General features: G+C 49.2%; 27 protein-coding genes. 14 read left to right on the top strand and 13 right to left on the bottom strand.

Translation table 11 applies throughout. The annotated features are described in order from the left end of the window. Positions 1 to 6 precede the first annotated feature (6 nt). The 5 genes from ribE (at position 7) to OEY64_01330 (ending at position 4,000) form a co-directional block, all read left to right on the top strand. The gene (ribE, locus tag OEY64_01350; GenBank protein ID MDH5541587.1) at positions 7 to 471 is read left to right on the top strand and encodes a 6,7-dimethyl-8-ribityllumazine synthase; all 465 of its coding nucleotides are present in this window, start codon (positions 7 to 9) and stop codon (positions 469 to 471) included. 126 nt (positions 472 to 597) lie between these two features. After that, complete coding sequence (gene nusB, locus OEY64_01345) at positions 598 to 1,026, top strand: transcription antitermination factor NusB (protein MDH5541586.1); 429 nt, start codon at positions 598 to 600, stop codon at positions 1,024 to 1,026. Positions 1,027 to 1,043: 17 nt separating this feature from the next. After that, positions 1,044 to 1,772 carry a metallophosphatase family protein gene (locus OEY64_01340; GenBank protein ID MDH5541585.1) on the top strand — a complete coding sequence of 243 codons (729 nt, stop codon included), beginning with the start codon at positions 1,044 to 1,046 and terminating at the stop codon, positions 1,770 to 1,772. Beyond that, entirely contained in the window at positions 1,762 to 2,847 is a 1,086-nt protein-coding gene (gene holA / locus OEY64_01335; GenBank protein MDH5541584.1) for a DNA polymerase III subunit delta, read from the top strand. The genes OEY64_01340 and holA overlap by 11 nt, the downstream gene beginning before the upstream one ends. Positions 2,848 to 3,505: 658 nt before the next feature. After that, complete coding sequence (locus OEY64_01330) at positions 3,506 to 4,000, top strand: M23 family metallopeptidase (protein MDH5541583.1); 495 nt, start codon at positions 3,506 to 3,508, stop codon at positions 3,998 to 4,000. 92 nt (positions 4,001 to 4,092) lie between these two features. Here OEY64_01330 and OEY64_01325 read toward each other — a convergent pair whose 3' ends face one another. The 9 genes from OEY64_01325 to OEY64_01285 form a co-directional block, all read right to left on the bottom strand. Further along, a complete protein-coding gene (locus OEY64_01325; protein MDH5541582.1) occupies positions 4,093 to 4,710 on the bottom strand; it encodes a TetR/AcrR family transcriptional regulator in 618 nt (205 codons plus the stop codon). A gap of 29 nt (positions 4,711 to 4,739) precedes the next feature. Then, on the bottom strand, positions 4,740 to 5,096 hold the full coding sequence (locus tag OEY64_01320) for a hypothetical protein (protein MDH5541581.1): 357 nt from the start codon (positions 5,094 to 5,096) through the stop codon (positions 4,740 to 4,742). Positions 5,097 to 5,112: 16 nt separating this feature from the next. After that, on the bottom strand, positions 5,113 to 6,240 hold the full coding sequence (locus OEY64_01315) for a DUF362 domain-containing protein (GenBank protein ID MDH5541580.1): 1,128 nt from the start codon (positions 6,238 to 6,240) through the stop codon (positions 5,113 to 5,115). 95 nt (positions 6,241 to 6,335) lie between these two features. Beyond that, positions 6,336 to 6,920, bottom strand: coding sequence for an ATP-binding protein (locus OEY64_01310; GenBank protein ID MDH5541579.1), 585 nt, complete (start codon positions 6,918 to 6,920; stop codon positions 6,336 to 6,338). Between the two features lie 301 nt (positions 6,921 to 7,221). Beyond that, positions 7,222 to 8,133 (bottom strand): exopolyphosphatase, encoded by a 912-nt coding sequence (locus tag OEY64_01305; protein ID MDH5541578.1) that lies wholly within the window; start codon positions 8,131 to 8,133, stop codon positions 7,222 to 7,224. A gap of 147 nt (positions 8,134 to 8,280) precedes the next feature. Continuing rightward, entirely contained in the window at positions 8,281 to 8,553 is a 273-nt protein-coding gene (locus OEY64_01300; protein ID MDH5541577.1) for an EscU/YscU/HrcU family type III secretion system export apparatus switch protein, read from the bottom strand. 2 nt (positions 8,554 to 8,555) lie between these two features. Beyond that, entirely contained in the window at positions 8,556 to 9,719 is a 1,164-nt protein-coding gene (locus OEY64_01295; GenBank protein ID MDH5541576.1) for a hypothetical protein, read from the bottom strand. Positions 9,720 to 9,721: 2 nt separating this feature from the next. Beyond that, positions 9,722 to 10,183 (bottom strand): hypothetical protein, encoded by a 462-nt coding sequence (locus OEY64_01290; protein ID MDH5541575.1) that lies wholly within the window; start codon positions 10,181 to 10,183, stop codon positions 9,722 to 9,724. A 265-nt stretch (positions 10,184 to 10,448) separates the two neighbouring features. Next, positions 10,449 to 10,781, bottom strand: coding sequence for a hypothetical protein (locus tag OEY64_01285; protein ID MDH5541574.1), 333 nt, complete (start codon positions 10,779 to 10,781; stop codon positions 10,449 to 10,451). A 184-nt stretch (positions 10,782 to 10,965) separates the two neighbouring features. Between OEY64_01285 and lysS the strand changes: the two genes are divergently transcribed. Together lysS and topA are read left to right on the top strand one after the other, a co-directional pair. Then, a complete protein-coding gene (gene lysS / locus OEY64_01280) occupies positions 10,966 to 12,441 on the top strand; it encodes a lysine--tRNA ligase (GenBank protein MDH5541573.1) in 1,476 nt (491 codons plus the stop codon). 49 nt (positions 12,442 to 12,490) lie between these two features. Beyond that, the gene (gene topA / locus OEY64_01275) at positions 12,491 to 14,869 is read left to right on the top strand and encodes a type I DNA topoisomerase (protein ID MDH5541572.1); all 2,379 of its coding nucleotides are present in this window, start codon (positions 12,491 to 12,493) and stop codon (positions 14,867 to 14,869) included. 25 nt (positions 14,870 to 14,894) lie between these two features. Here the strand turns inward: topA and OEY64_01270 are convergent, their stop codons facing one another. The 3 genes from OEY64_01270 to OEY64_01260 all read right to left on the bottom strand — a co-directional run bounded on the left by OEY64_01270 (position 14,895) and on the right by OEY64_01260 (position 16,299). Beyond that, entirely contained in the window at positions 14,895 to 15,350 is a 456-nt protein-coding gene (locus OEY64_01270; protein MDH5541571.1) for a GNAT family N-acetyltransferase, read from the bottom strand. Further along, complete coding sequence (gene tmk / locus OEY64_01265) at positions 15,347 to 15,961, bottom strand: dTMP kinase (protein MDH5541570.1); 615 nt, start codon at positions 15,959 to 15,961, stop codon at positions 15,347 to 15,349. The genes OEY64_01270 and tmk overlap by 4 nt, the downstream gene beginning before the upstream one ends. Before the next feature lie 110 nt (positions 15,962 to 16,071). Next, positions 16,072 to 16,299 carry a hypothetical protein gene (locus OEY64_01260; GenBank protein MDH5541569.1) on the bottom strand — a complete coding sequence of 76 codons (228 nt, stop codon included), beginning with the start codon at positions 16,297 to 16,299 and terminating at the stop codon, positions 16,072 to 16,074. 337 nt (positions 16,300 to 16,636) lie between these two features. On the opposite strand from OEY64_01260, the gene OEY64_01255 reads away from it, so the two are divergent. Genes OEY64_01255 through fliN form a run of 4 tightly spaced genes read left to right on the top strand, consistent with a single transcriptional unit; the run spans position 16,637 to position 18,094 of the window. Continuing rightward, a complete protein-coding gene (locus tag OEY64_01255; protein ID MDH5541568.1) occupies positions 16,637 to 17,035 on the top strand; it encodes a TraR/DksA C4-type zinc finger protein in 399 nt (132 codons plus the stop codon). 27 nt (positions 17,036 to 17,062) lie between these two features. Beyond that, positions 17,063 to 17,302, top strand: a complete 240-nt coding sequence (locus OEY64_01250; protein ID MDH5541567.1) for a DNA-directed RNA polymerase subunit omega — start codon at positions 17,063 to 17,065, stop codon at positions 17,300 to 17,302. A 5-nt stretch (positions 17,303 to 17,307) separates the two neighbouring features. Then, positions 17,308 to 17,724, top strand: coding sequence for a DUF1844 domain-containing protein (locus OEY64_01245; GenBank protein ID MDH5541566.1), 417 nt, complete (start codon positions 17,308 to 17,310; stop codon positions 17,722 to 17,724). Position 17,725: 1 nt separating this feature from the next. Continuing rightward, complete coding sequence (gene fliN / locus OEY64_01240; GenBank protein ID MDH5541565.1) at positions 17,726 to 18,094, top strand: flagellar motor switch protein FliN; 369 nt, start codon at positions 17,726 to 17,728, stop codon at positions 18,092 to 18,094. Positions 18,095 to 18,204: 110 nt separating this feature from the next. Here fliN and OEY64_01235 read toward each other — a convergent pair whose 3' ends face one another. Then, on the bottom strand, positions 18,205 to 19,656 hold the full coding sequence (locus OEY64_01235; protein MDH5541564.1) for a sugar transferase: 1,452 nt from the start codon (positions 19,654 to 19,656) through the stop codon (positions 18,205 to 18,207). A gap of 335 nt (positions 19,657 to 19,991) precedes the next feature. Here OEY64_01235 and groES point away from each other — a divergent pair, with 335 nt between their 5' ends. From groES to coaBC, 3 genes are all read left to right on the top strand, one after another. After that, complete coding sequence (groES, locus tag OEY64_01230; GenBank protein ID MDH5541563.1) at positions 19,992 to 20,285, top strand: co-chaperone GroES; 294 nt, start codon at positions 19,992 to 19,994, stop codon at positions 20,283 to 20,285. Between the two features lie 52 nt (positions 20,286 to 20,337). Further along, positions 20,338 to 21,996, top strand: coding sequence for a chaperonin GroEL (groL, locus tag OEY64_01225; GenBank protein MDH5541562.1), 1,659 nt, complete (start codon positions 20,338 to 20,340; stop codon positions 21,994 to 21,996). Positions 21,997 to 22,221: 225 nt separating this feature from the next. Next, complete coding sequence (gene coaBC, locus OEY64_01220; GenBank protein MDH5541561.1) at positions 22,222 to 23,445, top strand: bifunctional phosphopantothenoylcysteine decarboxylase/phosphopantothenate--cysteine ligase CoaBC; 1,224 nt, start codon at positions 22,222 to 22,224, stop codon at positions 23,443 to 23,445. Position 23,446: the final 1 nt, after the last annotated feature.

Genomic DNA, 23,446 nt, shown 5'->3' with positions numbered 1-23,446 from the left:
AGAGAAATGAACCTTATTGAAGGGAATCTTGAAGGCAAAGGGAGCAAGATAGCGATCGTTGCCAGCCGTTTTAACGACTTTATAAACGAAAAACTTATCGGAGGGGCGCGCGACTGCCTTCTCCGCCACGGGGTCTCGGACGACGATATCACCCTTGTCCGGGTTCCGGGTGCGTTCGAGATCCCGTTTGCCGCGAAAAAAATGGCCGATTCCAAAAAATTCGACGCGGTGATCTGCATTGGGGCCATCATCCGCGGAGCGACCAAACATTACGAATTCATCTCTGCCGAGGTTACCAAGGGGGTCTCTTCCGTGGCGCTCTCTTCCGGGGTGCCTGTACTGTATGGCGTTGTCACCGCTGAAACGCTTGAGCAGGCTATCGAACGTGCCGGAAGCAAGGCAGGGAACAGGGGCTGGGATGCCGCCCTTTCCGCCCTTGAGATGATCGGCCTGAACAGGCATAAGCTTTGATTTGCCTAAATATCGTCTCTTGACCGGATGCCTCTCCAGAAAGAATATCCCGCTTTGCCAATCAGAAGAGCAATGACACCATCCTCCCGCCGGCACAAACTCTTTACTCCCGACGGAGAGTTCTGAATGGGACTTCGCAGATCGGGCAGAGAAGCCGCTTTAAAAATACTCTACGCACTGGAATTCAGGGAAAATCCCGATGACTCCGATACTGCGTTCAACGAGTTCTGGAGCAGTCACAAAGGCTCAAAAAAACTGAAGGAGTACACCCTTGGCCTCGTTTCAGGGGTAAAGATGCACAGCGAGAGGATAGACAACCTCATAAACGAGGCGAGCCGGAACTGGAAGATCGAAAGGCTTTCCTATATGGAAAAAAACATACTTCGCATCGCGATATTTGAGCTTTTAGAGTGCAAAGATGTCCCTACTGCGGTAATAATAAACGAGGCTATCGAGGTCTCCAGGGAGTACGCGGGGGACGAGGCGGCCTCATTTATCAATGGAATTTTAGGGAAAATTCAGGTAGAAGTACGTATTGAAAAAGAACTCAACTGAGGCAGGAAAAACTGAGTATGAGATATGCGGTTTATTCGGACATCCATTCAAACCTTGAAGCGTTTGAAGCGGTCCTGGCAGATATCAAAAGGCAGAAAGTCGACTCCCGGATATTTCTTGGGGACATTGTAGGATACGGACCGAATCCAAACGAATGCATCGACCTTTTGAAAACCAATGCGGACGTTATCCTGGGGGGGAACCACGACGCCGCTGCCGCTGGCAAAATGAGTCCGGCATACTTCAACGTATACGCCAAAGCCTCAATGGAATGGACCATCAAGGAGCTTACGAAAGATAATATCGAGTTTCTTAAGGAGCTTGAATCGTCGAAGGTACTAGATGACTTCCAGATCGCCCACTCCACCCCTTTTGAGCCGGACAACTGGAATTACCTGACAAGCCTTCAGGACGCGCACGAGAACTACCATACCCTTGAAAAGGAAGTATGCTTCATAGGCCATTCCCATCAGCCCTTGATAGTCGAATTTATAGATGAAATCAACATCCTGCCGATAAAGGACATGTACAAGACGGTAGAGAAAAACAGGAAATACATAGTGAACGCAGGTAGCGTCGGCCAGCCGCGGGATTCCAATCCTGAACCGTGCTACATCATATACGACACAAAAACCGAATCAATCGAGTACCGACGGGTGGAATACAACATCGAGAAGGTGCAGAAAAAAATGAAAAAGTTCGAACTCCCGAAGTACCTTATAGACAGACTTGCCCTTGGCCAGTAAGTTCGCGGCGTCACCGGAAAAACTTCTTGAACAATCCCTGAAAGAGGGTAAACCGTCAAACGTCTACCTTTTCCACGGTTCCGAAAACAACAGGCTTAAGGCGGCGATAGATATCGTAAGACGATATGTGGAAAAAGTTTCGGGAAGCGAGGAGGTCGCCTGGACCGCATACGATCTTGCTGAAACAGGATTCCACTCTTTTTTATCTGATATAAAAACAGTCTCCTTCTTCGGCGGCACAAGGGGGGTTTATGCCTTTAACTTCGCTCTCTCCGGGCCGGGAGGTGGTAGCGGTGAATACAAGCTTCCAGAAGATGAACAGAACGCGATCCTCGCGTATCTGGAAAAGCCGTCGCCTGACGTCATCCTGGTGCTTCGCCCTGTCAAGGTCGACCTAAGGCTGAAATTCTGGAAGAGCCTGAAGGAAAAATCCTTTGAGATCTGTTTTGAAACGGCAGAGAAGGACCGAACGTCGATAATAGAGGAAAAGCTGAAGGAGACAGGGCTGGCATTCTCTCCCCAGGCAAGGGGATATGTGATTGAGCGCTTCTCTTCCAACTTCACGAACCTTCTCCCGGAACTTGAAAAACTGGTCACCTACATGGGGGATAAACGGGAGGTCTCCCTCGCCGATCTGGAAGATTGCATGAGCTTTCCCAAGAAGGAAAACATATGGCAACTTACCGATTCTGTTATAGGAGGCAACGCGCAAAAAGCGCTCGAATCGCTAAAGTCCCTGAAGCTCCAGGGGGAAAGCAACCTTATGGTGCTCCCGATGGTTGCGCGTGAATTCCGCCTCATCCTTTTCTGCAAAGACGGCTCAAGGGAAGGCCTGTCGATCGACGAAACCGCAAAAAAGTATGGCTTGAAAAATTCCTGGCCCTTGAAAAAGTATTGGGGAACCCATAAATCGTACCCCTACCCTCTTTTGGTCAGGTTCCTCCACCAGCTGTATGTAACTGATTTAAGCATGAAGCGTTCGAGAGCGGACGATTGGGTAATCCTCGAAAAGGAAATCCTCTCTTTTATAACGTCAAATGCCGGCGCAAAAGGGAACCACCCCTCCCGTTTTTGACTCTATAAGGGGAGGTAGTTAGGCAAAATTGCGATTTGCCCTCCGACCTCGAGAATTAGCGCAATTTTTTTATTTTTGCTATAATTGTATTGATTAGTAAGGTACAATGCTCGCTGAAGTTCGCGAAACATGGAATTTTGGTATACTTGTACAGTAGTGATACAGAAGATGCAATATATTGATTTAGAATCTCTTAGGGGTTTTGAAAGGTAATATGAGGAAGACTTATTTTAAGCGTTTCTTGGCGGAAAAATACACGGTAATTCTTATGGCCGACCTTGCCGGCCAGATGTTCAGGTTTACAATTCCCAGAAATGTTATCAAGGGGGTATTTGCGCTGGCTCTTATAGGCGCTTCCATTTTCGGTTACTTCTCCTACACCATGTTGGCGATCAACCTTGAAATGGGGGAGCTGGAAGAGTTAAGGCAGGTTGCTCTCCGTCAAAAGAGGGAGATACAGAAATTTTCACTGAAGATCGACGAATTCGAAAAGCAGGTCGCCCGCCTGGAGAAGTTCGATAAAAAACTGAGGATAATTACCGCTCTGGAATCGGGAACCGAAACCCATGATACGTTCGGAATCGGCGGACCAAACGACCAGAACGCAACCAGCTTCAGTGAAGAGAGCGGAAAGTACAGCGCATCAGTTCTAAACAAGATGAACGAGGATCTTGACCACCTCGGCCAGGTGGCAACAAAACAGGAGATCAGTCTTCACGAGCTTGACGCCTTCTTCAAGGACCAATCTTCGCTTCTAACCTCAACGCCATCCATTTGGCCTTCGAAAGGCTGGGTAACCAGCGGTTTTGGATACAGAGTCTCACCATTCACAGGTTTACGCGAGCTTCATGAAGGTCTTGATATAGCCACCCAGCTGAACGCAGATATCATAGCAACAGCCAACGGAGTAGTCATTGAGTCGAAGCGCGACAGCGGCTATGGAAATACCATTGAGATCGATCACGGGTACGGAATCATATCCCGCTACAGCCACAACGCAGTAAACCTCGCGAAACGAGGGGACAGGGTAAAGCGCGGACAACTGATCGCAAGGGTAGGGAGCACCGGGCGTTCAACAGGACCACATGTTCATTACGAGGTACTGCTAAACGGCGTTCCGGTAAATCCGTTCAGGTACATCCTTACCGACTGATAGATATCGCCAGACAGCCTGCCATAGCAGTAGCTACCGGATAGGTTCTAAGCGAGCCGTAAACAGGCTGGAATAATTATCCCGACTTGATTCTATACATCCTTTCGCCCCGTCATGTGGGAGATCATATCGAGCGCCATGTACTGATAGAGGTCGTAATTGAACGCGTTTGGATCCGAGATTAGCTGAAGCGACGCCCCTTCCAGAAAGCTCAGAAGCACGGGTGGAAGCGTGTACGCCTTGTCCGAAGTAAATTCGCCGCGCCCCATCCCTTCGCTCACGAGCTGACCCACATACCCCCTGAAAGCGTCGAAACGCTGGATAATGATCTTTCTTATTTCCGGATACTTAACCCCCTGCACCCAGAAATCGTAAAAAACAACCAGCAGGTCCGGGTCCCCGGTTATTGCCTGCTTGTGTCTTTTGAATATCCCCTCAATCTCCCCCCACGCGGAGAGATTTTTATTGGCATTCTCAAGCGGGATTTCGAGAAGCTTTTCGAGAACTTCGTGCTGGAGCACGTTCTCAAGTATCTTCTCTTTCGTATTGAAGTGGTAATGAAGGAGCGGTTTCGATACCCCTGCTTCGGCCGCAATCTTGGAGGTGCTCGTGCCGGATATCGATTCCCTTGCTATCACTCTGAAGGCGGCCTTTAGAATGGAATCCATGCTCTTCTCGGATCTTTCCTTTCTAAGAGCCGCCTCCTGCATTACCACTGTCCGGATACCTCGCTGAAAGGCTACTTGCCCTTCATCATTTTATGATCCATGTGCATTGATTCCATCGAATCGATATGCGCCTGTATCCGTTTTTCAAGCGCCTCGGCTCTCTTCTTCTGATCGCCTGTCTGCGCCATATCCTTGATGAGCGAAATCGTATCCTGCATGATTGCGTGCATCTCTTTTCGCCCTTCCGCCATTTTCTTTCGCATCTCCTCCATTGCCGCGGGATCCATAGGCTTATGCATATCGCCGTGCATCCCTTCATGCATCCCCTTGTGCATGCCGTCGCCCGGCGGCGGCTGTTGCGCGGATGCCGATAGCGCAAACGCAGAAATAATTACCGCTGAAACGAACAGTATCAATCGCGCTTTCATAATAATCCTCCTTTTGTTACCCAAGCAACCTGGACAAAACCGGCTCGAAGGGTTTCATGGACCCTTCAGGGCAGACCTCGACACAACAGTAACACCTTATGCATTTATCATAATCGAAACTGAGCCTTTCGCCAGAATTCGATATGGTACCCGTGGGACATATCTCGATACACTCCTCGCAAAGAGTGCAAGTTTTCGCATCTTCCACCGGACGCGATACGAAATGCCTTGACGCGAGCCTCATCACAAAAGTGGGCACCGCCGGAGTGTCTATCCCTTTTGGCATTTTGAATTTCCGGGTTTTAAACGAAAATAGAGGATCCCCTTCCAGTTTTATCCTGGCAAGGTCGGTCTCCCCTATCCCCATCTCCCTGGCAATTACATTTGTGTATAGCCTGTCTGGATCGACCCCTGCTACTTCAAGCATTACTCTGTCAAGAGCTATGCCGTCCGTGGAGGCCGCCAGAAGGTTCGTCTTTATAGGGGTTCCGGAACTCCCCGGACCGTCACCCTCCATCCCTACGATTCCGTCCATTATGTTGAGCGCTGGGGATATCGCCCTGTATATCTCGAGGAGGAGCCTGGCAAAGTAAAGCTTGTTCTCCCCTGCCTTCAGGTGCCACTGCGCCTTGCGCGTCCCTACAACGCACCCAAAGAGATTTTTAACAGCCATTGTCATAAGCATCATCGAGTGTGTCTTCAGTTTCGGAAGGTTGATAACCACATCCGCCTCAAGCGCGTCGCGGGATAGCTCCAGCATCCTGAAGATATTATCTTTCGCCAGCGTGCGCGACACGGAATCGTCAAGCGGCTTTATAGGTATATTCAACTCATCAGCGACATCTTTCAGGCCGGAACTTTTGGCCACCTTGTCGAAACCTTTTATTGCCGGACTGTCGGCTATGAAAGGTTTGCCTCCAAAATCGATCACCTCCATCGCTACGGCTCTGACGACTTCAGGGTGGGTGGTTACGGCGGAATCGGGATGAGCGGAGGTGAGGAGGTTCGGCTTCAGAAGCACCCTGTCTCCGGCATTCACGAATTTCCCCATCCCCCCAAGCGGATCAAGTATTTTCCGCAGGGAACTCCTCACGCTGTCGGTTTTGTAGTTTTCCGATCTTGCCAAAGAAACAACTGAACGCATCAGCTGATTATAACCCAGATATTCACTAAAGGGGCTGAGGAAACAATGTGATGGGGAAAGACCGTCTCCTCAGGCCGGGTATGCAGGAAATGGTGTTACGCTTTTGCCGCTAATTTATTCTCGGGGTGTTTCAAGGTGCAGAATAATGAATTCCCCTTCCTGTTCCAGGATAAAGAGACTCCAGACCCTTTCAGCATCTTCAATCCCCGACCGGAAGGTTTCAACGCGTCCTCGGCAAAATCGTTCTCTATCTCTTTCAGTATCTTTTTCGTGTCGTACCCTTTCCCTTTGTCGTGAAACCCGAAAAGAAGCCTGTCGTCATTAAAACAGAGGGAGATCATCACTCCATCCTGCATGCATAATTTATTTTTCAAATTCTCCTGGTAGGCAACGAAGTCTTCAGTGAGCATTTTCACCTTTTCGTCTTTCGTAATCCCCAGAATTCCGTGTTCGAAGGCGTTCATTGCCCCTTCATGCACAATATGAAATATCTTGTCCGAAATTTTATCGGCATACTTCTTCCATTTTTTGCTAAACGAAACGATCGATTTTATATAGGCAAGAACATTGTCTATCTCTTCGACCTTGTATACATTCACCACATACGGGATGGAGCATTCGGCACACTTTAAATGCTTGCCGTCCCTGTGTTTTTTAATGCAGTCGTTAGATCTGGGCATATGCTACCCTATCGGAGTAATTCTGATTTTCATTAAAAGCCAAGTCACCCGCAACTACTGGCAGAGTCATCTTGATTCCCCAACAAACTTTACAAGATCAAAAAAATGGATAAACCTTTTTCACCCCTATTAATTAATTATATACCTCTAATAAGGAAAATCCCACGCCTTTCTGGCATCTTTTGGAATGGCTAAAAAAAATAATCAGTTAATGAACAAAATGTGGCTTTGTATCGGAATGTAATATGAATGTTTACTGTTTTGAAAGATAAATATTGGATGGAAATATATTTCACACCTGCTATGAAGATTTAATGATTTCTACAATCTCGCCAAGGACCTTCTCCACTTCATCATGCTGGATCTGGCAAGTGCCTGCCTTATCATGTCCCCCTCCGCCATATTTCAGCATGAGTGACCCGACATTTACTTTGGAAGTCCTGTTTGTAATGGAGTGCCCCATTGAGAATACGACATTCTGATTTGCCTTTCCGTCCATGAGCCTTAGGGAAATGTTTGTATCGGGAAAGAGTGAATAGACCAGGAACCTGTTCCCTACCGGCGGTTCCGGGCGGTTGCGGGTGTCTGTGATCACAACCGGGCCGTCGGACCTGGAATTTTCAAGCAGGAATTTCTTGAAAACCTTCTCCTGCTCAAAGTAGTACTCCGTCCTCTCTTTCACATCCGGCATCTCAAGAATTTCATCAATTGATTTTGTTCTTAGTATATCCACCATCTCCATCATGAAGTCGTGATGATTTATGCGGAATCCCTTGTAAAAAGAGAGCCCTGTTCTGGGATCGCAAAGAAAGGAAAGGAGCACCCACCCTTTCGGTTCACGGATATCTTCCGCCGTGAATTGCGCGGAATCCGCGATGTCGACGTACTTCATCATCTCGTCGAATCTCGAAAGCCTGTTCGCCCCGTCATAATAATTGTAGATAACGCGTGCCGCGCTTGGGGCGGATTCACTCGCGCCGGTAAACTTCCCGTAAAGGTCGAGGCGCTCATGTTCGCTGGAATGATGGTCGAACCACAAACCTATCCCTTTTACAAACGGCATGTTCGCTATTACGTCGTTTTCAGTTACGGCGATAATGCCGTCCTGCAGATCTTTCGGATGAGTAAACTTGACTAAGTCTACGACGCCAACTTCCTTCAAAAGCGCCGCACAACATATTCCGTCAAAATCGAATCTTGTTAAAAGTCTCAAAACAACCTCGCAAACAGACAACCTAATTCTTTTATACTACCATCCAACATCGCCAAACCGGAAACTCCAAAAATTTCCCTTTTAGCATCCTTGTTTTGCTTCTGCTTTGTATTATAGTTTGTTATGCCGGTATTGTGTAATTAAATTTTACGTTTTTACGGCTCCGTTCGCGCGATAAATATATGCGAGAATTTCCGCAATCGCCTTGTACAGCTCCACCGGTATCTCCCGGTTTATGTCGAGTTTTGATAATACCTCCACCATGTCGGCATCTTCCTGGACCGGAATGCCATGCTCCTTTGCCACCGCCACTATTCTTGATGCAACATCCCCTTTGCCGGTAGCGACCACATGGGGCGCTGCTCGCTTTTCTGCCTCAAATCCAAGTGCGACCGCTTTTTTGATCTTCCCTTTTTCCATACCTATGCCTTTACGTTTAACAGCCTGTCCACAGGGAGCCCGATATCCCTCTCGAGGTCCTCTCTTAGAAAAGAGACTTTTGCCACCTTTACCGAAAGATCCGGTTCATACCCAAGAGCGGAGAGCGCATCTTTCAATGTAGGCAGCTCATCCTCCATCACCCTGGCGCTCCCGGCATCCTGAACGTAGATGGCCGCGGAAAGCGGGGCTTTCTCCCCGGCAGTTCCCGGACGCACCTTCACCTCTCCCCTTACTACCCCCAGTCGGCTCATTTCCACTATCACCGACACGGTAATTTCACTTTTGCCCCCCTGCTTTTTCCCCTCTTTTTCGCCGCCATCCCTCTTCACATATATCTTTGCCGTAGACATCTCCTGACCGTTCCAGAGAGGGAGATCGACGCTCTTCTCCGGTTTTGCCTCGTCGAGGTTCATCAGCTGTCTTAATTCAATGTTTCTTATCGTCTGTTGCACCTTTGCAAGCGGTTCTTTATATGATTCCGGATCTTTTACCGAAAGCGTTTCGAGGTTTTTCTGGAGGATAAGCAGGGATCGCTTCAAATTCCTTGTCGGTTTCCCTTCAGCCATCTCGGCTTCGTGCGAAAGACCCAGCAGTTTCAGGATATTTTTTTCATCCCCCCCCTTCTCCTTCCCTTGCGTACCTTTTTCACGCAGAGGGGCGAGGAGTTCGCTTAACAAGCCCGAGCTCTTCTCGGGGACATTCGCGGCGCTGAAGATTTTCTGCAGAACCTCCTCAAGCCCCGTCCCCTTCAGCGCTTCCCTCGGAAGCCTGGCAACCGCTCTTACGAGGTCGGCAAGGAGAGTCCCTGCCGGCTTGGCCTGGGGGAGGTAAAGCCTCAGGAGCGAGGCGGCCTTCTCCTGCATCGGGGTGCTGTTAGGGAGGAGCGACACGTTCAAATATGGTTTCACCTTGTCGACGCGAACCAGGATCGATTCCCCGGCGACAAGCGGCTTCTCGGTCTTGGCTACAAGCTCCATGTTCTTCAGCTTTACTAGAGCGCCGTCCTTGCCGAGCACCCTCACAACTTTCCCCTGCACAAGCTCCCCCTTGGTGAAGCTCTTTTCAATTGACTGCTCTATCTCCGGCAGGCTAGCCTTTAGGACCGCCTTGAGAAGCGAGGGTGTGAGGTCGCCAAGGTTTATCAAATTCACTCTCCGCTATCGAGCATGGCTACTATCAGATCAACCTCCGAGACGGAAATCGAAAGCCTTTTTGAAATTTCGTTTTTCGGAACACCCTTGTTATGCAGAGCTTTCACATATTTCTTCTTCTCGGCTATTGATTTCGGGATCTTCGGCTTTTCAATGAGTGATTCTTCCAGCTCTTCAAGCGCCCTTACGGACCTTTCATCATTGTTCTTCGCGGCTGTCGCTTTCTGCCGCCGGACAAGATCCTGAACAGCGATCGCGTTGCTGGCGTCTTTCAGTTCGTCCTCGATCTTCTTTGCCAGCGCCTCACTCTTCTCATAGGAGTTTTTCAGCTCGTTTATCAGCTCCCGCAACTCTTCTGCGTTCGGCGCCCTGGACTTGCTGTCTTTGAATATCAGAACTACAAGAAGGAAAAAAAGGAGAAGGTCTATGCCCAGTTGAAGGATCAGCCAGTTATCCAACAAAACACCTTTTTCCAATAGATCGAGAATCACCTGCCGGAAACATCAAATCCCCCTTGCCCCAAAATCATTCCCCCACTGCCCGGATGACCGGACCCAATAAAACAACATTGCACCTATGCTCGCTTTGCATTCCCTTGCTTTGCCGGGAGAGCGGAAAAAAAATGGCATCCTTTATCTGTTTCTCCCCTTTAATAACAGGGACCGCGCAAGGAAAATGGTCTGTCGGTTATTATAGTCTGAACTGGAGTTGATTGGGAGTTGTTCAGACCTTGATATTCAGGAGACTGCCGTGGGTTGGGTCGGAAGATACCGGCGGACTCATCCGCCTCTCCTCTTCCTCTCTTTTTTGGGCTGCTCTTCTCTTTTGGTCAGGGGTCTGTCTTTGATGGCTCTGTTTGTACTGATCCTCATCGCGTACCTTCCCCCCTTCGGCTTCGCTTGTTTCATGGACGGTATTCCTTCGCATTTCGTCCTGCTTTTCCATCGCCTCCTTGGCATGAGCGGCGGCAAGAGGAGCGTGAGACTGTTCAACGGCCTGGACCCGTTCAACCGCGTGGCTCATCTGCAAAACAGTCTGGATACCGTGGTTTTGCATAAATTTTCTCCTTTTTCTCCACTTTTATATTACTAAATCCATGCCCTTTCAACAAGCCTGAACTGTCGCGGCATTCTCACCAACCGAATTCTTCTATTAATAGGCAATTACCGCCTGTTTTTACCTTTCAATTAGGTTATACTTCTACACCTCACGTATCGGTTTGAAAAGGAGAAGACTTTAATTGAGTGAAGAGAATGAACAGATAAAGGTCAGGCGCGAACGGCTCGCGTTTTTACGCGAACATGGTCCGGCTCCATACGGGACCCGTTTCAAACCGTCGAATACCGTCTCCCGCATTCTTGAAAAATACAGCGAAACGGACGCCGAGACTCTGGAAAATGAAAAACCGGAAGCCTCCATTGCCGGACGCCTGAGAACGGTCCGCGGACACGGCAAAACGATGTTCGCCCACCTGCAGGATGTCTCCGGAAAGATACAGATTTACCTTCGAAGCGATGTCATCGGCGACGACTTTGAAAATGTGAAGAAGCTCGATATCGGGGATATCATCGGCGTGGAAGGAACCGTAATGAGAACGAAGACCGGGGAGCTTACGGTACGCGCGGTAAAAGTCACCCTTCTATGCAAATCGCTCCGCCCTCTACCTGAAAAGTGGCACGGCCTGAAGGATGTTGAAACGCGCTACCGCCAGCGATACGTCGATCTTATGGTCAATGACGAGGTGCGCGAGACCTTCGTAAAGCGGGCGAAAATAATAAACTCCATCCGGCGGTTCCTTGAGAAAATGGATTTTCTGGAGGTGGAAACTCCTATGATGCAGCCTATCCCAGGAGGTGCCGCCGCCAAGCCGTTCACGACCCATCACAACGCGCTCGACATGGAGCTTTTCCTCCGCGTCGCGCCGGAGCTTTACCTCAAGCGCCTGGTCGTCGGGGGTTTTGACAGGGTATTCGAGATAAACCGCAACTTCAGGAATGAAGGTATCTCTACTACGCACAACCCTGAGTTCACAATGCTTGAGTTTTACATGGCATACGCCGACTACAACGACCTCATGGACCTGACCGAAAAGATGCTAAGCGAGATAACAGCCGAGGTTTGCGGCGCGACAAAGGTAAGCTGGGGCGGAAACGAGATCGAAATGGGCGGGAAGTATAAACGCTACACCTTCTTTCAATCCCTTGTCGAGGTAGGCGGAGTGCCGGAAGATATCGTAAAGGACATAGAGAAGGCAAAAAAGTGGCTCCATGAGCATGGCGTTAAGACGGAAAAGACGGAACGTGGCGCGAAAGTCCTCGAAAAACTTTTTGATTTCTGCGTTGAGCCGAAATTGATACAGCCGACATTCATATACGACTACCCTCTTTCACTCTCTCCGCTCAGCCAGAAAAGAGCTGATAATCCCGAGATAGTGGAGAGGTTCGAGCTGTTCATCGGCGCGAAAGAGATAGCGAATGCCTATACTGAGCTTAACGACCCCGACGACCAGTTCGCGCGGTTCGAAGAGCAGGTGAAGATGAAAGATTCCGGCGACGACGAAGCGCATGGAATGGACGAAGATTTCGTCACCGCGCTGGAGTATGGAATGCCCCCTACGGCAGGCGAAGGGATAGGGATTGACCGCCTCGCGATGCTCCTGACGGGTCACGATACCATCCGCGAAGTAATACTCTTCCCGCAATTAAAAAACAGATAATTTTTATCAAGACTTGACTAACCCGAAACATTTTGTCTAGAGTTCCCTGATGGCAGAAGCGAAGAAGAAAGCAAAAAAGACAACCTCAGCGAAAAAAAGCGCAAAGAGCGCCTCAAGGAAACAGGTTAAGAACCTCGTTATCGTAGAGTCTCCAGCCAAGGCGAATACAATACGCAAATACCTTGGGCGAGGTTTCGACGTAAAGGCAAGCATCGGTCACATACGCGATCTGCCGAAAAGCAAGCTGGGGATCGACGTTGAGAACGGATTCGCCCTTCAGCTTGTAACCATTAAAGGGAAGGCTTCTGTAATAAAGGAGCTGAAAGCGGCGGCAAAAGGTGCGGACAACATCTACCTTGCCCCTGACCCTGATCGCGAAGGGGAGGCGATCGCCCAGCACATCAACGACGTAATAGACACAAAGGGACAGATCTACAGGATACAGTTCAACGAGATAACAAAGAAGGCTATCACCGAAGCGATAGAGCACCCGCTCACGATCGACGTAAACCGCGTACAGGCCCAGCAGGCAAGGCGCGCCCTTGACAGAATAGTGGGATACAAACTCAGCCCCCTTCTCTGGGAAAAGGTGCGGAGAGGTCTATCCGCGGGGCGCGTGCAGTCGGTGGCCCTCCGGGTGCTTGTAGACAGGGAGAACGAAATTACGGCTTTCGTACCGAGAGAGTACTGGACCGTCACATGCAAACTGAAACCGAACGGAAAGGATGAGTTCGATGCAAAGCTCTTCCACACCGACGGTAAAAAATTCGAACTCGATAACGGCGCGGACGCGCAGAAGACAGTCGACGAAATAAAAAAAGAAGCTCTTGCCGTTACGACGCTGACCGTCAAGGATAAAAAGCGAAACGCTCCTGCTCCGTTTATCACCAGCACACTCCAGCAGGCGGCATCCCAAAGATTCAGATACTCCGCCTCAAGGACCATGAGGCTTGCTCAAAGGCTATATGAAGGCGAAGACATCGGGCACGACGAAAGGGTCGGTCTTATCACCTATATGAGAACGGACTCAACCAGGACGGCAACGGAAGCGCTTGAAGAGGTTCGAGGATACATCACTGAAACAATGGGGAAGGATTTTCTTCCTGAAGCGCCAAACACCTTCAAGGTAAAGAAATCTGCGCAAGAGGGGCACGAAGCCATAAGGCCGACATCGGTACTCAGGACGCCGGCGTCGCTGAAAGATATGCTCCAGCCGGAAGAGTACAAGGTCTACGATCTTATCTGGAAAAGGTTTGTCGCCAGCCAGATGAGCCCGGCGATCATCAACACCCTCTCGGTGGATATCAACGCGGGACGTCATCTGTTGCGCGCCTCCGGTTCGAACGTGAAGTTTGAGGGTTACCTGAAAGTCTACAAGGATGACGACAAGACGGACAAGGATGATGAGAGCGTTATCCCGAACCTTGAGGAGGGGGAGAGGCTCGCGCTAAACGAGATAACACCTAACCAGCACTTCACACAGCCTCCGCCGAGGTACAGCGAGGCAACTCTTATCAAGGAGCTTGAGGATAAGGGTATCGGGCGTCCGAGCACATATGCCTCAATCATGTCGACGATAATCGACCGCGACTACGCGGAGCTTGAGGAGAGGAGGCTTTGGCCTACGGAACTCGGAAAGCTGATCACGGAGGCGCTTGTGCTCCACTTCCCTGCCATCATGGACATAGGTTTCACGGCGCAGATGGAGGAGAACCTCGACGAGGTTGAAGGCGGAAGGAAAGACTGGGTATCCCTGATGAACGAATACTACACGCCTTTTGTTTCCGCGCTCGAAAAGGCGGGCAAGGAGATGAAGAACTACAAGATAGGGACCGAGTACGAAGAGAAGTGCGATAAGTGCGGCAAGGAGATGGAGATTAAATACGGTCGCTTCGGCCAGTTCCTCGCCTGTACCGGATACCCGGAGTGCAAGAGCACCAGGCAGATAGGGAAAGGGGCCGCGGAACCTGTCAAGACAGGCGAAAAATGCCATGTCTGCGGAGACGGCGAGTTTCTCATCAAGTCTGGAAAATTCGGAAAATTCATCGCATGCTCGAACTATCCCGAATGCAAAACCACAAAACCGTTCACTCTCGGCATCAAATGCCCCAAGGACGGATGTATCGGCGAGATCGCGGAGAGAAAATCCAAGAAAGGGAGAAGCTTCTACGGATGCACCAAATATCCCGATTGCGATTTCACAAGCTGGGAAAAACCTTTCGATCTCCCATGCGAAGTCTGCGGCAGCAAGTATCTCGTATTCGCGAGGAAGATAGACAACAACACGATCAAGCTGAAGTGCCCCAACAAGGAGTGCGATTTCACCCGGCAGAAGCACATCGATGAATCGAAGGTGAATGCCGGCGATGACGGAGAGAAGGAAGAATCCCTCGCCTCAGCCGGTTCGGACAGCGACCAGCAAGAGTAGTAAAAAAAAAATCCGTTCCATCGCGCTATGCGAGTTCGTCTATTTTTTCCCCCGGCTTAACCGATTCCCTGACCATGAATAAAACCTTTTTCGTCTCCACGAAACCCCACTTCTCATAGAACGGAGCCATCTCCGGGAGGCAGTAGAGTTCGAAACGGTGTACCGCTTTCAGCTTAGGATGATTCAGGATCGTATCCATCAGCCTCCGTCCCAGCTTTTTTTGCCGGTAATCGTGCGCCACGATCACATCCAGTATCAGCCCCTTGTATACGAAATCGGAGAGAACGCGGGTAAATGCTACCAACTTCCCGGTTGCGGATTCCAATATCCCGATCACCAGATCGCTGTTCTCAAGCATGGTTTTTATATCCTTGAACTCCCTCGTACTGGCCCACCACTCTTTCCTGTATAACAGCTCCAGATCCCGTATCTGGCTCGGATTCAGCTCGTAGATAGTCCTGAATTCGTCATCGTCCTTCACTGAAAATCCTCCAGATACGGCGCAACAACTCCCCATATCCTCTCGCCGACCTCTTCGACGCTCCCCTTCGCACTGATCCTCGACATAATTTCAAACTGCGGAAGCTGATATGTTTCGTAGACCTTTTCCAGAAACTCCCTCTTTTCAAAGCCCGCGTTCGCGGCTCCCCTCATCTCTACCCTGCCAAGCCCTTCTCCAGGCTTGAAATCAAGAAAGATCACCAGGTCCGGCCTCGGAAATTCTCTGTTAATCTCTGCTATATGGTCTACGTCTATCCCGAGCGCCCCCTGGTACGCCATGTTTGAATAGATATACCTGTCCATCACCACCACCATGCCATCGTTTAACGCCGGGATGATGTTCTTCTCCACATCCTCGCGCCGGTCGTTCACAAAGTAGCTCAGTTCCTCTTCAGGGGTGATACCTTCGCGCCCTTTTGCGGCTATCTCCCTTATCTTCCTCCCCCATTGTCCATCCGTTGGCTCCCTGAGCGAGACCGCTTTTATCCCGGAGAGATTGAGCCTCTCGACAAGCCTTTTCGCCTGTGTGCTTTTACCGGAGCCGTCCAGCCCTTCAAGCACGATAAATTTGCCCTTAATGTCCCCCTCCATTCTTGATCATCGATTAACGAAATCCGGACTATTTTAAACAATACGCGGTGATTACGGGAAATAATCGTGAATGGAGGAGTGGCAAAAAAAGATAGAGCGGTAGGCGGCGGTTACTCCTTGAAAAACTCCTCGTATGCCTTTATCGCCATAAGAAAATAGGGGGAGAGATGAAAAAAGACGTCAAAGATATCGATCGGCTTTTTCAATGTCCCTTCCTTGAACATCTGCCACTTTTCAACCAGGTGAGGCGTATACCCAAGCGGTGCGAATGTCATTACAACGGCAAACAGCGCCAGAATACCCCAAGAAACGTTTACAAGCATCTTCTTCCTCTTCAAAAATATGTTATCCCTTGCAAAAACAAACGAATTTTACCATGCTTCACCCTTTTCCACACCCCCTTTAGAGGCACAAAATACAAATAAGTTTCAATTTCTCTTTAGATACCGCGCTATTCATCAAATAGGTCAAATGACCGATAAATAAATGATATCTATTCGGCCCTTTTCGGCAAAAGGACCGGCCTTGAGCGCAACTTATTGTTTTTAATGGCGCTTAGGCAGAAGATGGTTATTTGTTTATTGTTATTGCTAAACGCTGTTTTGTATGGTATCTAATGACGTTCAGTTTATGCGAAATAAAATACCAATAAATTTAATATAGGGAATTCGTTGGATGTTAAGTAAAGAATACAAAGAGCTTCTTGGGCAGTTGCAAGACAGGAAAAAAGAGCTGATAGCCCTTGAATCCAACCATGCGGACGACAGAATTACGCAGATAGAAGCTCCACACGGAGACGAGCTTGACGTAGCCGAACATGCAACGGAGCTCGAAATGTCAATGACGCTTAGGCACCGGATCAACCAGGAACTCCAGCTTATCAACGAAGCCCTTGAAAAACTGCATGGCGGCATCTATGGCGTCTGCGAGAACTGCGAGGAGCAGATAGAGATTAAACGATTGGCGGCAAGACCCTTCGTGAAATTCTGCATCGATTGCCAGGAAGAATTTGAAAAGAAGGAAGAAGACGACACAGGCGCAAACGAAACCTACAAGTTCGGCGCAAACGAGTAACCGGAAAAGAGAAGGAACCAAAATCAAATGTTTGATCTGAAATTATATGGAAAAGCGCTAGAAGTCATCCCGGAGCATTACCTCCTTGTAAACGCAATGTCTATGAGGATCCGACAGCTTCAGGGGGGTGTTGAGCCGATGGTAGATCCCGATGGCCTCTCGCTGTTCGACATAGCTCTCAAGGAAATCGTCGAGCAGAAAATCCAGGTTAAGAAACTGGAAGAGATCAAGACAATTACCCTCTCCAAAGGACATCTGGACGGATAAAGATCATGGTCAGCGAAGAAGAGAAAAAGTCTTTTGTTATCAAGGACAAGAGAGGCTCTTCGGAACCTGACTCAGATGCTTCCCGTGAAACCGCCGGTTCTTCGGAAGTAAAGAAGGAGGGAGCGGCGAAAAACGCCGATAAGGGGGAGAAGGAACGCTCAAAGAGGAGTTTCCCTCCGATAGATTTTTCCACTTTCATCATATCACTCAGCTCTTCCGCGGCCATGAACCTCGGAGGGTATCAGGACCCGGTTTCAGGCCATATCCCAAAAAACCTCGACCATGCAAAACAATCGATCGATATTTTGGCTATAATACAGGAGAAAACAAAGGGCAACCTTACCGATGAAGAAAAACAGCTCCTTGATACGTCCCTTTATGAACTTCGAATGAGATATGTTGAAGAAGTAAAGAAAGGATAAGATGGGCAAAGAAAAAGACATAATGGACGATGATGCCGACGCGGAAACGTTGCAAATTGTCGAAAAAACCGATGAAGAAAAAATAGCCCTTACCAAGATCAAGGACGACCTTGCCCAATACCTTGATATACCGCTGGTAGTCAATGCCGAGCTCGGCAGGGCGAGCATCACCATCCGCGAAGTCCTGAAACTGAACGACGGCGCCGTGCTGGAGCTGGACAAGCTCGTAGGCGAACCTATGGAAATATTCATTAACGGGCTCCTGATAGCCCGAGGCGAGGTTGTCGTGGTCAATGAACGGTTCGGCATTCGCGTTACCGACGTTATCGATCCTATGGAAATTACCCGCCAGAACGCGGGCACGCTCTAACAGCTCCCCCGCTAAAAGGGGGAGTCTCACACCGTTTTTTCACTAAATTCCTGACGAGGGATACCCTCGGAAAGAAAGAACATGTGACGGATTCAGCAGGAGAGAGTCTCCTACATCGCTCCCTTGACTATGATGAACGGAGTCTTCAGCATTATCTTTATATCGAGCCAGAGCGACCAGTTGTCTATATACTCCAGGTCGAGTTTCAACCTGTCCTCAAAACGGACTATCTTGTCCCTACCGTTTACCTGCCAAAGACCGGTCATCCCCTGGTGCATGCTGAGCTTGCGGAGTTGCGGAACGGAGTAATGAGCTACCTCTTCTGCGGTAGGAGGACGAGGCCCGACGAGGCTCATATCACCCATTAAAACATTGAGTATCTGCGGCAACTCGTCGATGGAATACTTTCGTAAAAACCTGCCGACTTTGGTTACGCGCGGGTCATCCTTGATCTTCGATATTGGCCCTTCCATCTGATTTTCACGCGAAACAAGATGGAACTTCTCCTCCGCGCCGGCATCCATCGTGCGGAACTTGTAAAAAGTGAATAGCCGCCTGCTTTTGGTCACCCTTTGTGATTTATAGAGAACAGGCCCTTTGGAATCGAGCTTTATGATAATACCGACAACAACGTAGGCGACAGCAAAAAGAGGCATCAGCATCATGGAAAGAATGAGATCTATGACTCTCTTCGCCCCTTTCTGGGCAATATTGGTTTGAATGGTCGAGAAGGAGATATAGTCAAGATCACCGAAATTCCCCACTGTTGAGTGTGCTATTTCCATATCGTATTTATCCGGGATGAGATATACGTTTACGCCGATGTTTTCGCAGATTCTTAAAAGCCCCTTCAATTCGAGGAATTTCCCCTCTTCGGTGGCCAGGAATACGTCGTCGATAGGCATCTTGCGTAAAATCATCTCGAGATCATCCATGGAGCCCAATACCTTCTGCCCCAGCATAGTCTGTTCGCTTATCCTTTTTTCCGTTACGAGACCTTCAAGCCTGAATCCCCAGTAGCTGTGGTTCTTCAGCTCGGAAAGTATCTGGAACGCCTTCTGCCCGCTCCCTATAATGATTGCCCGATTTGTATTCCTTCCATGCGCCCTGAACACCCTCATCCCCATTAAAATGACGAAACGGATAGAAGCTGACAATCCAAAGATGAACAGAACGAAAAGAACATAAAAGGAACGTCTGTATTCCCAGGCATTCGTTGAAAATATGAACGTCGCGACAACAAGAGCGCCAACTATATGAACCTTGGAAAGGTTCCTGAAAATCTTGAAGAACGTATCTGTCCTCTCAAACGAGTATGTCTGGAAAAAGGAGTACAGGAAAAGCCAGAGAGGAACAATAAGCCAAAGTATCTTTTCTACTTCGTTTTCTCCAAAGTTTAATGAAATCGGATTTGATAAATATGCGCCTAAATACTTTGTAACAAGCGGAGCAAATTTTTCGGATGCCCGGATGGAATATGCGATATAAAAAGAGAGGAATATCGTCGCTATGTCTGATAGCCGGACAAATTCACGTATCGCAAAATCGTAGTTTTTCTTCATCTTTTCAAATAGTTCTCTTTCTCTGGTATTTTACATTAAAATCCTGCATTAAAAAATATTTCCCTCTTTTCACTTATCGGAAAACCGGATGAATCGCTTGATAATTTACTTTTCCCCGCCCCCCGCCTTCGCAAAATTTCGGAAAAAAATAGCGACTTTTTTCTGCCCTGGAGCTTGCTTTTTCCCAACGGGGTATTATTATCTTATTAGCACTTTGGCATATTGAGTGCTAAAGCAGTATATCTCATTGATATACTTGTTTTTAAAGTGTGAAGAGGGGGGCGCAAGCCTTTTCCATAACAAGAAATATCTTATTTTATTTAGGAGGACAGTTAATGGCAGTCAAAATAAAACCTCTCGGAGACAGGGTTCTTATACAGCCCTCGAAAGAGGAAGAAGTACGAAAAAGCGGGATCATCATCCCCGACACAGCCAAGGAAAAACCGGTTGAAGGCTCGGTTGTGGCGGTCGGACCTGGCAGAACCAAGGATGATGGCAATATTCAGCCTATGTCGGTCAAGGTTGGCGACAAGGTGATATACGGCAAGTATGCAGGTACCGAGATCAAATATGACGACGTGGAATACCTCCTTCTCAGGGAAGACGACATCCTTGGAGTTATCGCATAAACCGGTTTTCAGCTATTAACAAACAACAATCTTTTAAATAACGGAGACACAAATGGCAGCGAAAAAACTACTTTTTGGCGAACAGGCCAGAGCCAAAATATTAAGCGGCGTGAACCAGATGGCAAATGCCGTCAAGGCTACCCTCGGGCCGAAGGGGAGAAACGTGATCATTGATAAAAAATTCGGCGCCCCGCTGGTAACAAAAGACGGCGTTACGGTCGCAAAGGAGATAGAACTCAAAGATCCGTATGAAAACATGGGCGCGCAGATGATAAACGAAGTCGCAAGCAAGACCTCGGATGTCGCTGGTGACGGCACAACTACCGGCACTGTTCTTGCCCAGGCGATCTATCGCGAGGGTGTAAAGAACATCACCGCCGGCGCGAACCCTATGGATGTAAAAAGGGGTATCGACAAAGCGGTTGAGGTTGTTGTCGCTAATCTCAGGAAAATGGCAAAACCGACCAAAGAGAAGAAAGAGATCGCGCAGGTTGGCGCTATCTCGGCAAACAACGACGCAACGATCGGTGACCTTATCTCCGAAGCGATGGAAAAAGTAGGCAAAGACGGCGTAATCACCGTTGAAGAAGCGAAAGGGATGGAAACATCGCTTGAGGTTGTAGAAGGTATGCAGTTCGACAGAGGCTACCTCTCCCCCTACTTCGTAACCGACTCCGACAGGATGGAAGCCGTTCTGGAAAATCCTGCCATACTTATCTATGAAAAGAAGATCTCGAACATGAAGGACCTCCTCCCACTCCTTGAGAAAATAGCCAAGCAGGCAAAACCTCTCATCATGATTTCCGAGGATGTCGATGGTGAAGCCCTTGCCACCCTGGTGGTCAACAAGCTTCGCGGCACACTGAATGTCTGCGCTGTCAAGGCGCCCGGATTCGGCGACCGCAGGAAAGAGATGCTCAAGGATATCGCCATCCTTACCGGCGGCAACGTCATATCCGAGGATATCGGCGTGAAGCTTGAGAATGTGGAACTTAAAGATCTCGGCTCCGCAAAACGTGTGGTAGTCGACAAGGAAAACACCACTATCGTAGAAGGGAAGGGAGCTTCCAAGGACATCCAGGCCCGCGTGAAACAGATAAGGACCCAGGTCGAGGAGACCACTTCCGATTACGACCGCGAGAAACTCCAGGAGAGGCTCGCAAAGCTCGTTGGCGGCGTTGCTGTCATTAATGTCGGCGCGGCAACCGAAACGGAGATGAAAGAGAAAAAGGCCCGCGTAGAAGACGCTCTGCACGCGACAAGAGCCGCCGTAGAGGAAGGTGTCGTGCCGGGGGGCGGTGTGGCCCTTGTACGCTGTATCGACTCCCTCAAGAAGGTTGAAGTGGAGAACAGCGACCAGCAGGTTGGCGTTGATATTATTCGTCGCGCGCTTGAAGAGCCTCTTCGCCAGATAGCGGAAAATGCCGGTCTTGAAGGCTCCGTCGTCATTCAAAAAGTGAAGACCGACAAGGGTGATAACGGATTCGATGCCCAGACCGAGCAGTATGTCGACATGATCAAAGCCGGAATACTTGATCCTGCGAAGGTCACTCGCTCGGCAATTCAGAATGCGGCCAGCATAGCTGGACTGATGCTGACAACTGAAGTTCTCATAACTGAAATAGAAGAACCGAAATCCAGCGGTGGCGCTCCAGATATGGGCGGCATGGGCGGTATGGGTGGAATGGGGGGCATGGGCGGCATGATGTAAGCCCCCTCCCAGATTAGGCACAAAGGAAAACATTCCTCGCCCCGGCAATCAGATTGCCGGGGCTTTTTTTCTAAACTATATTTTCTTAAACTCTCCCCTCCCCCTCCACATTTCCCACATGTAGGTTCTGTGAATCTTCATGCAAACTCTCTTTGTCATAAAAGAAAACAGAGTAGGAACACGATGTTATTTTGAAACGACATTTCCCTCGGTTACAATGTAGTAATGGGAAGAAGGAAGAAGGTGCTTCTTGGCATCAGTGGGGGGATAGCCGCATATAAAATGCCCGATTTCGTCAGAATGCTGAAAAAAAAGGGTATTGACGTAAGGGTTGTCATGACCAGAAGTGCGGAAAAATTCGTGACCCCTCTCACCATGGAGGCCGTTTCCGGTAACAAGGTCTGGGTTCATGATTGGAGCAATCAGGATGATCCACTTTTGCACCTTTCCGAGAGCCTACACTACGACATGGCTCTTATTGCCCCCGCGACCGCAAACATCATCGGAAAACTTGCCGGAGGGATTGCCGACGACCCGCTGACCACAATATCACTCGCGCTGGTCACCCCTCCCTATATCGCCCCTTCGATGAACCCACGGATGTACAACAACAGCGCGGTAAAGGAAAACCTCCTCACACTGAAGCGAAGAGGATGCCAGATCATCCAGCCCGATGAGGGGGATATGGCATGCGGTGAAGCCGGTGAAGGGAGGCTTCCCGGCCTGGAAAGACTACTTGCCATCGTTGAACACGGCCTTGGGCTGGAAAACGATCTCGAAGGGAAAAAAATCGTCGTTACCGCCGGGAGAACGGAGGAGCCGATAGATTCCGTCCGCTATATATCCAACCGGTCATCGGGGAAAATGGGTATAGCCATCGCCATTGCCGCCGCGGAACGTGGCGCCGACGTGACCCTTATCCACGGCTCCATTTCGGAACCGCTCCCCGAAACCACAAAAAATATCGGCATAAGGCAGGCTGAGGAGATGTTCAGCGAGGTTTCAAATCTCTTCCCCTCATGCGACATTCTAATTATGGCCGCCGCTGTTGCCGACTTCCGCCCGGCCAAGATATACGACTCGAAGATCAAGAAAGAAACGGCCGAGATGACAATCCCGCTTTCGCCAAATCCCGACATCCTCAAGGAGATCGGGATCAGGAAGAAGGGTCAATTCATAGTAGGGTTTGCCGCGGAGACCGATAACTGGATACAAAACGCCAGGGAAAAAATGCTGAAGAAAAATATCGACCTTATATGCCTCAACGACGTGAGCAGGAACGATATCGGATTTGACAGCGAATTCAACGAGCTGACATTCATATCGCGCACACAGGAGCTTGAAAAGACCGGGAGACTCCCGAAAAGAGTCCTTGCCCAGAAGGTTCTTGATAAGGTTACCCAGCTGAGCGGTTCAAAGGATTCCTATGTTCTCGGCAAAGGCGGATGAA

This window comes from Nitrospinota bacterium (genome assembly GCA_029881495.1).
In the GTDB taxonomy this organism is placed as follows: Bacteria; Nitrospinota_A; UBA7883; order JACRGQ01; family JACRGQ01; genus JAOUMJ01.
This window is presented reverse-complemented; position numbering and strand designations above follow the sequence as displayed.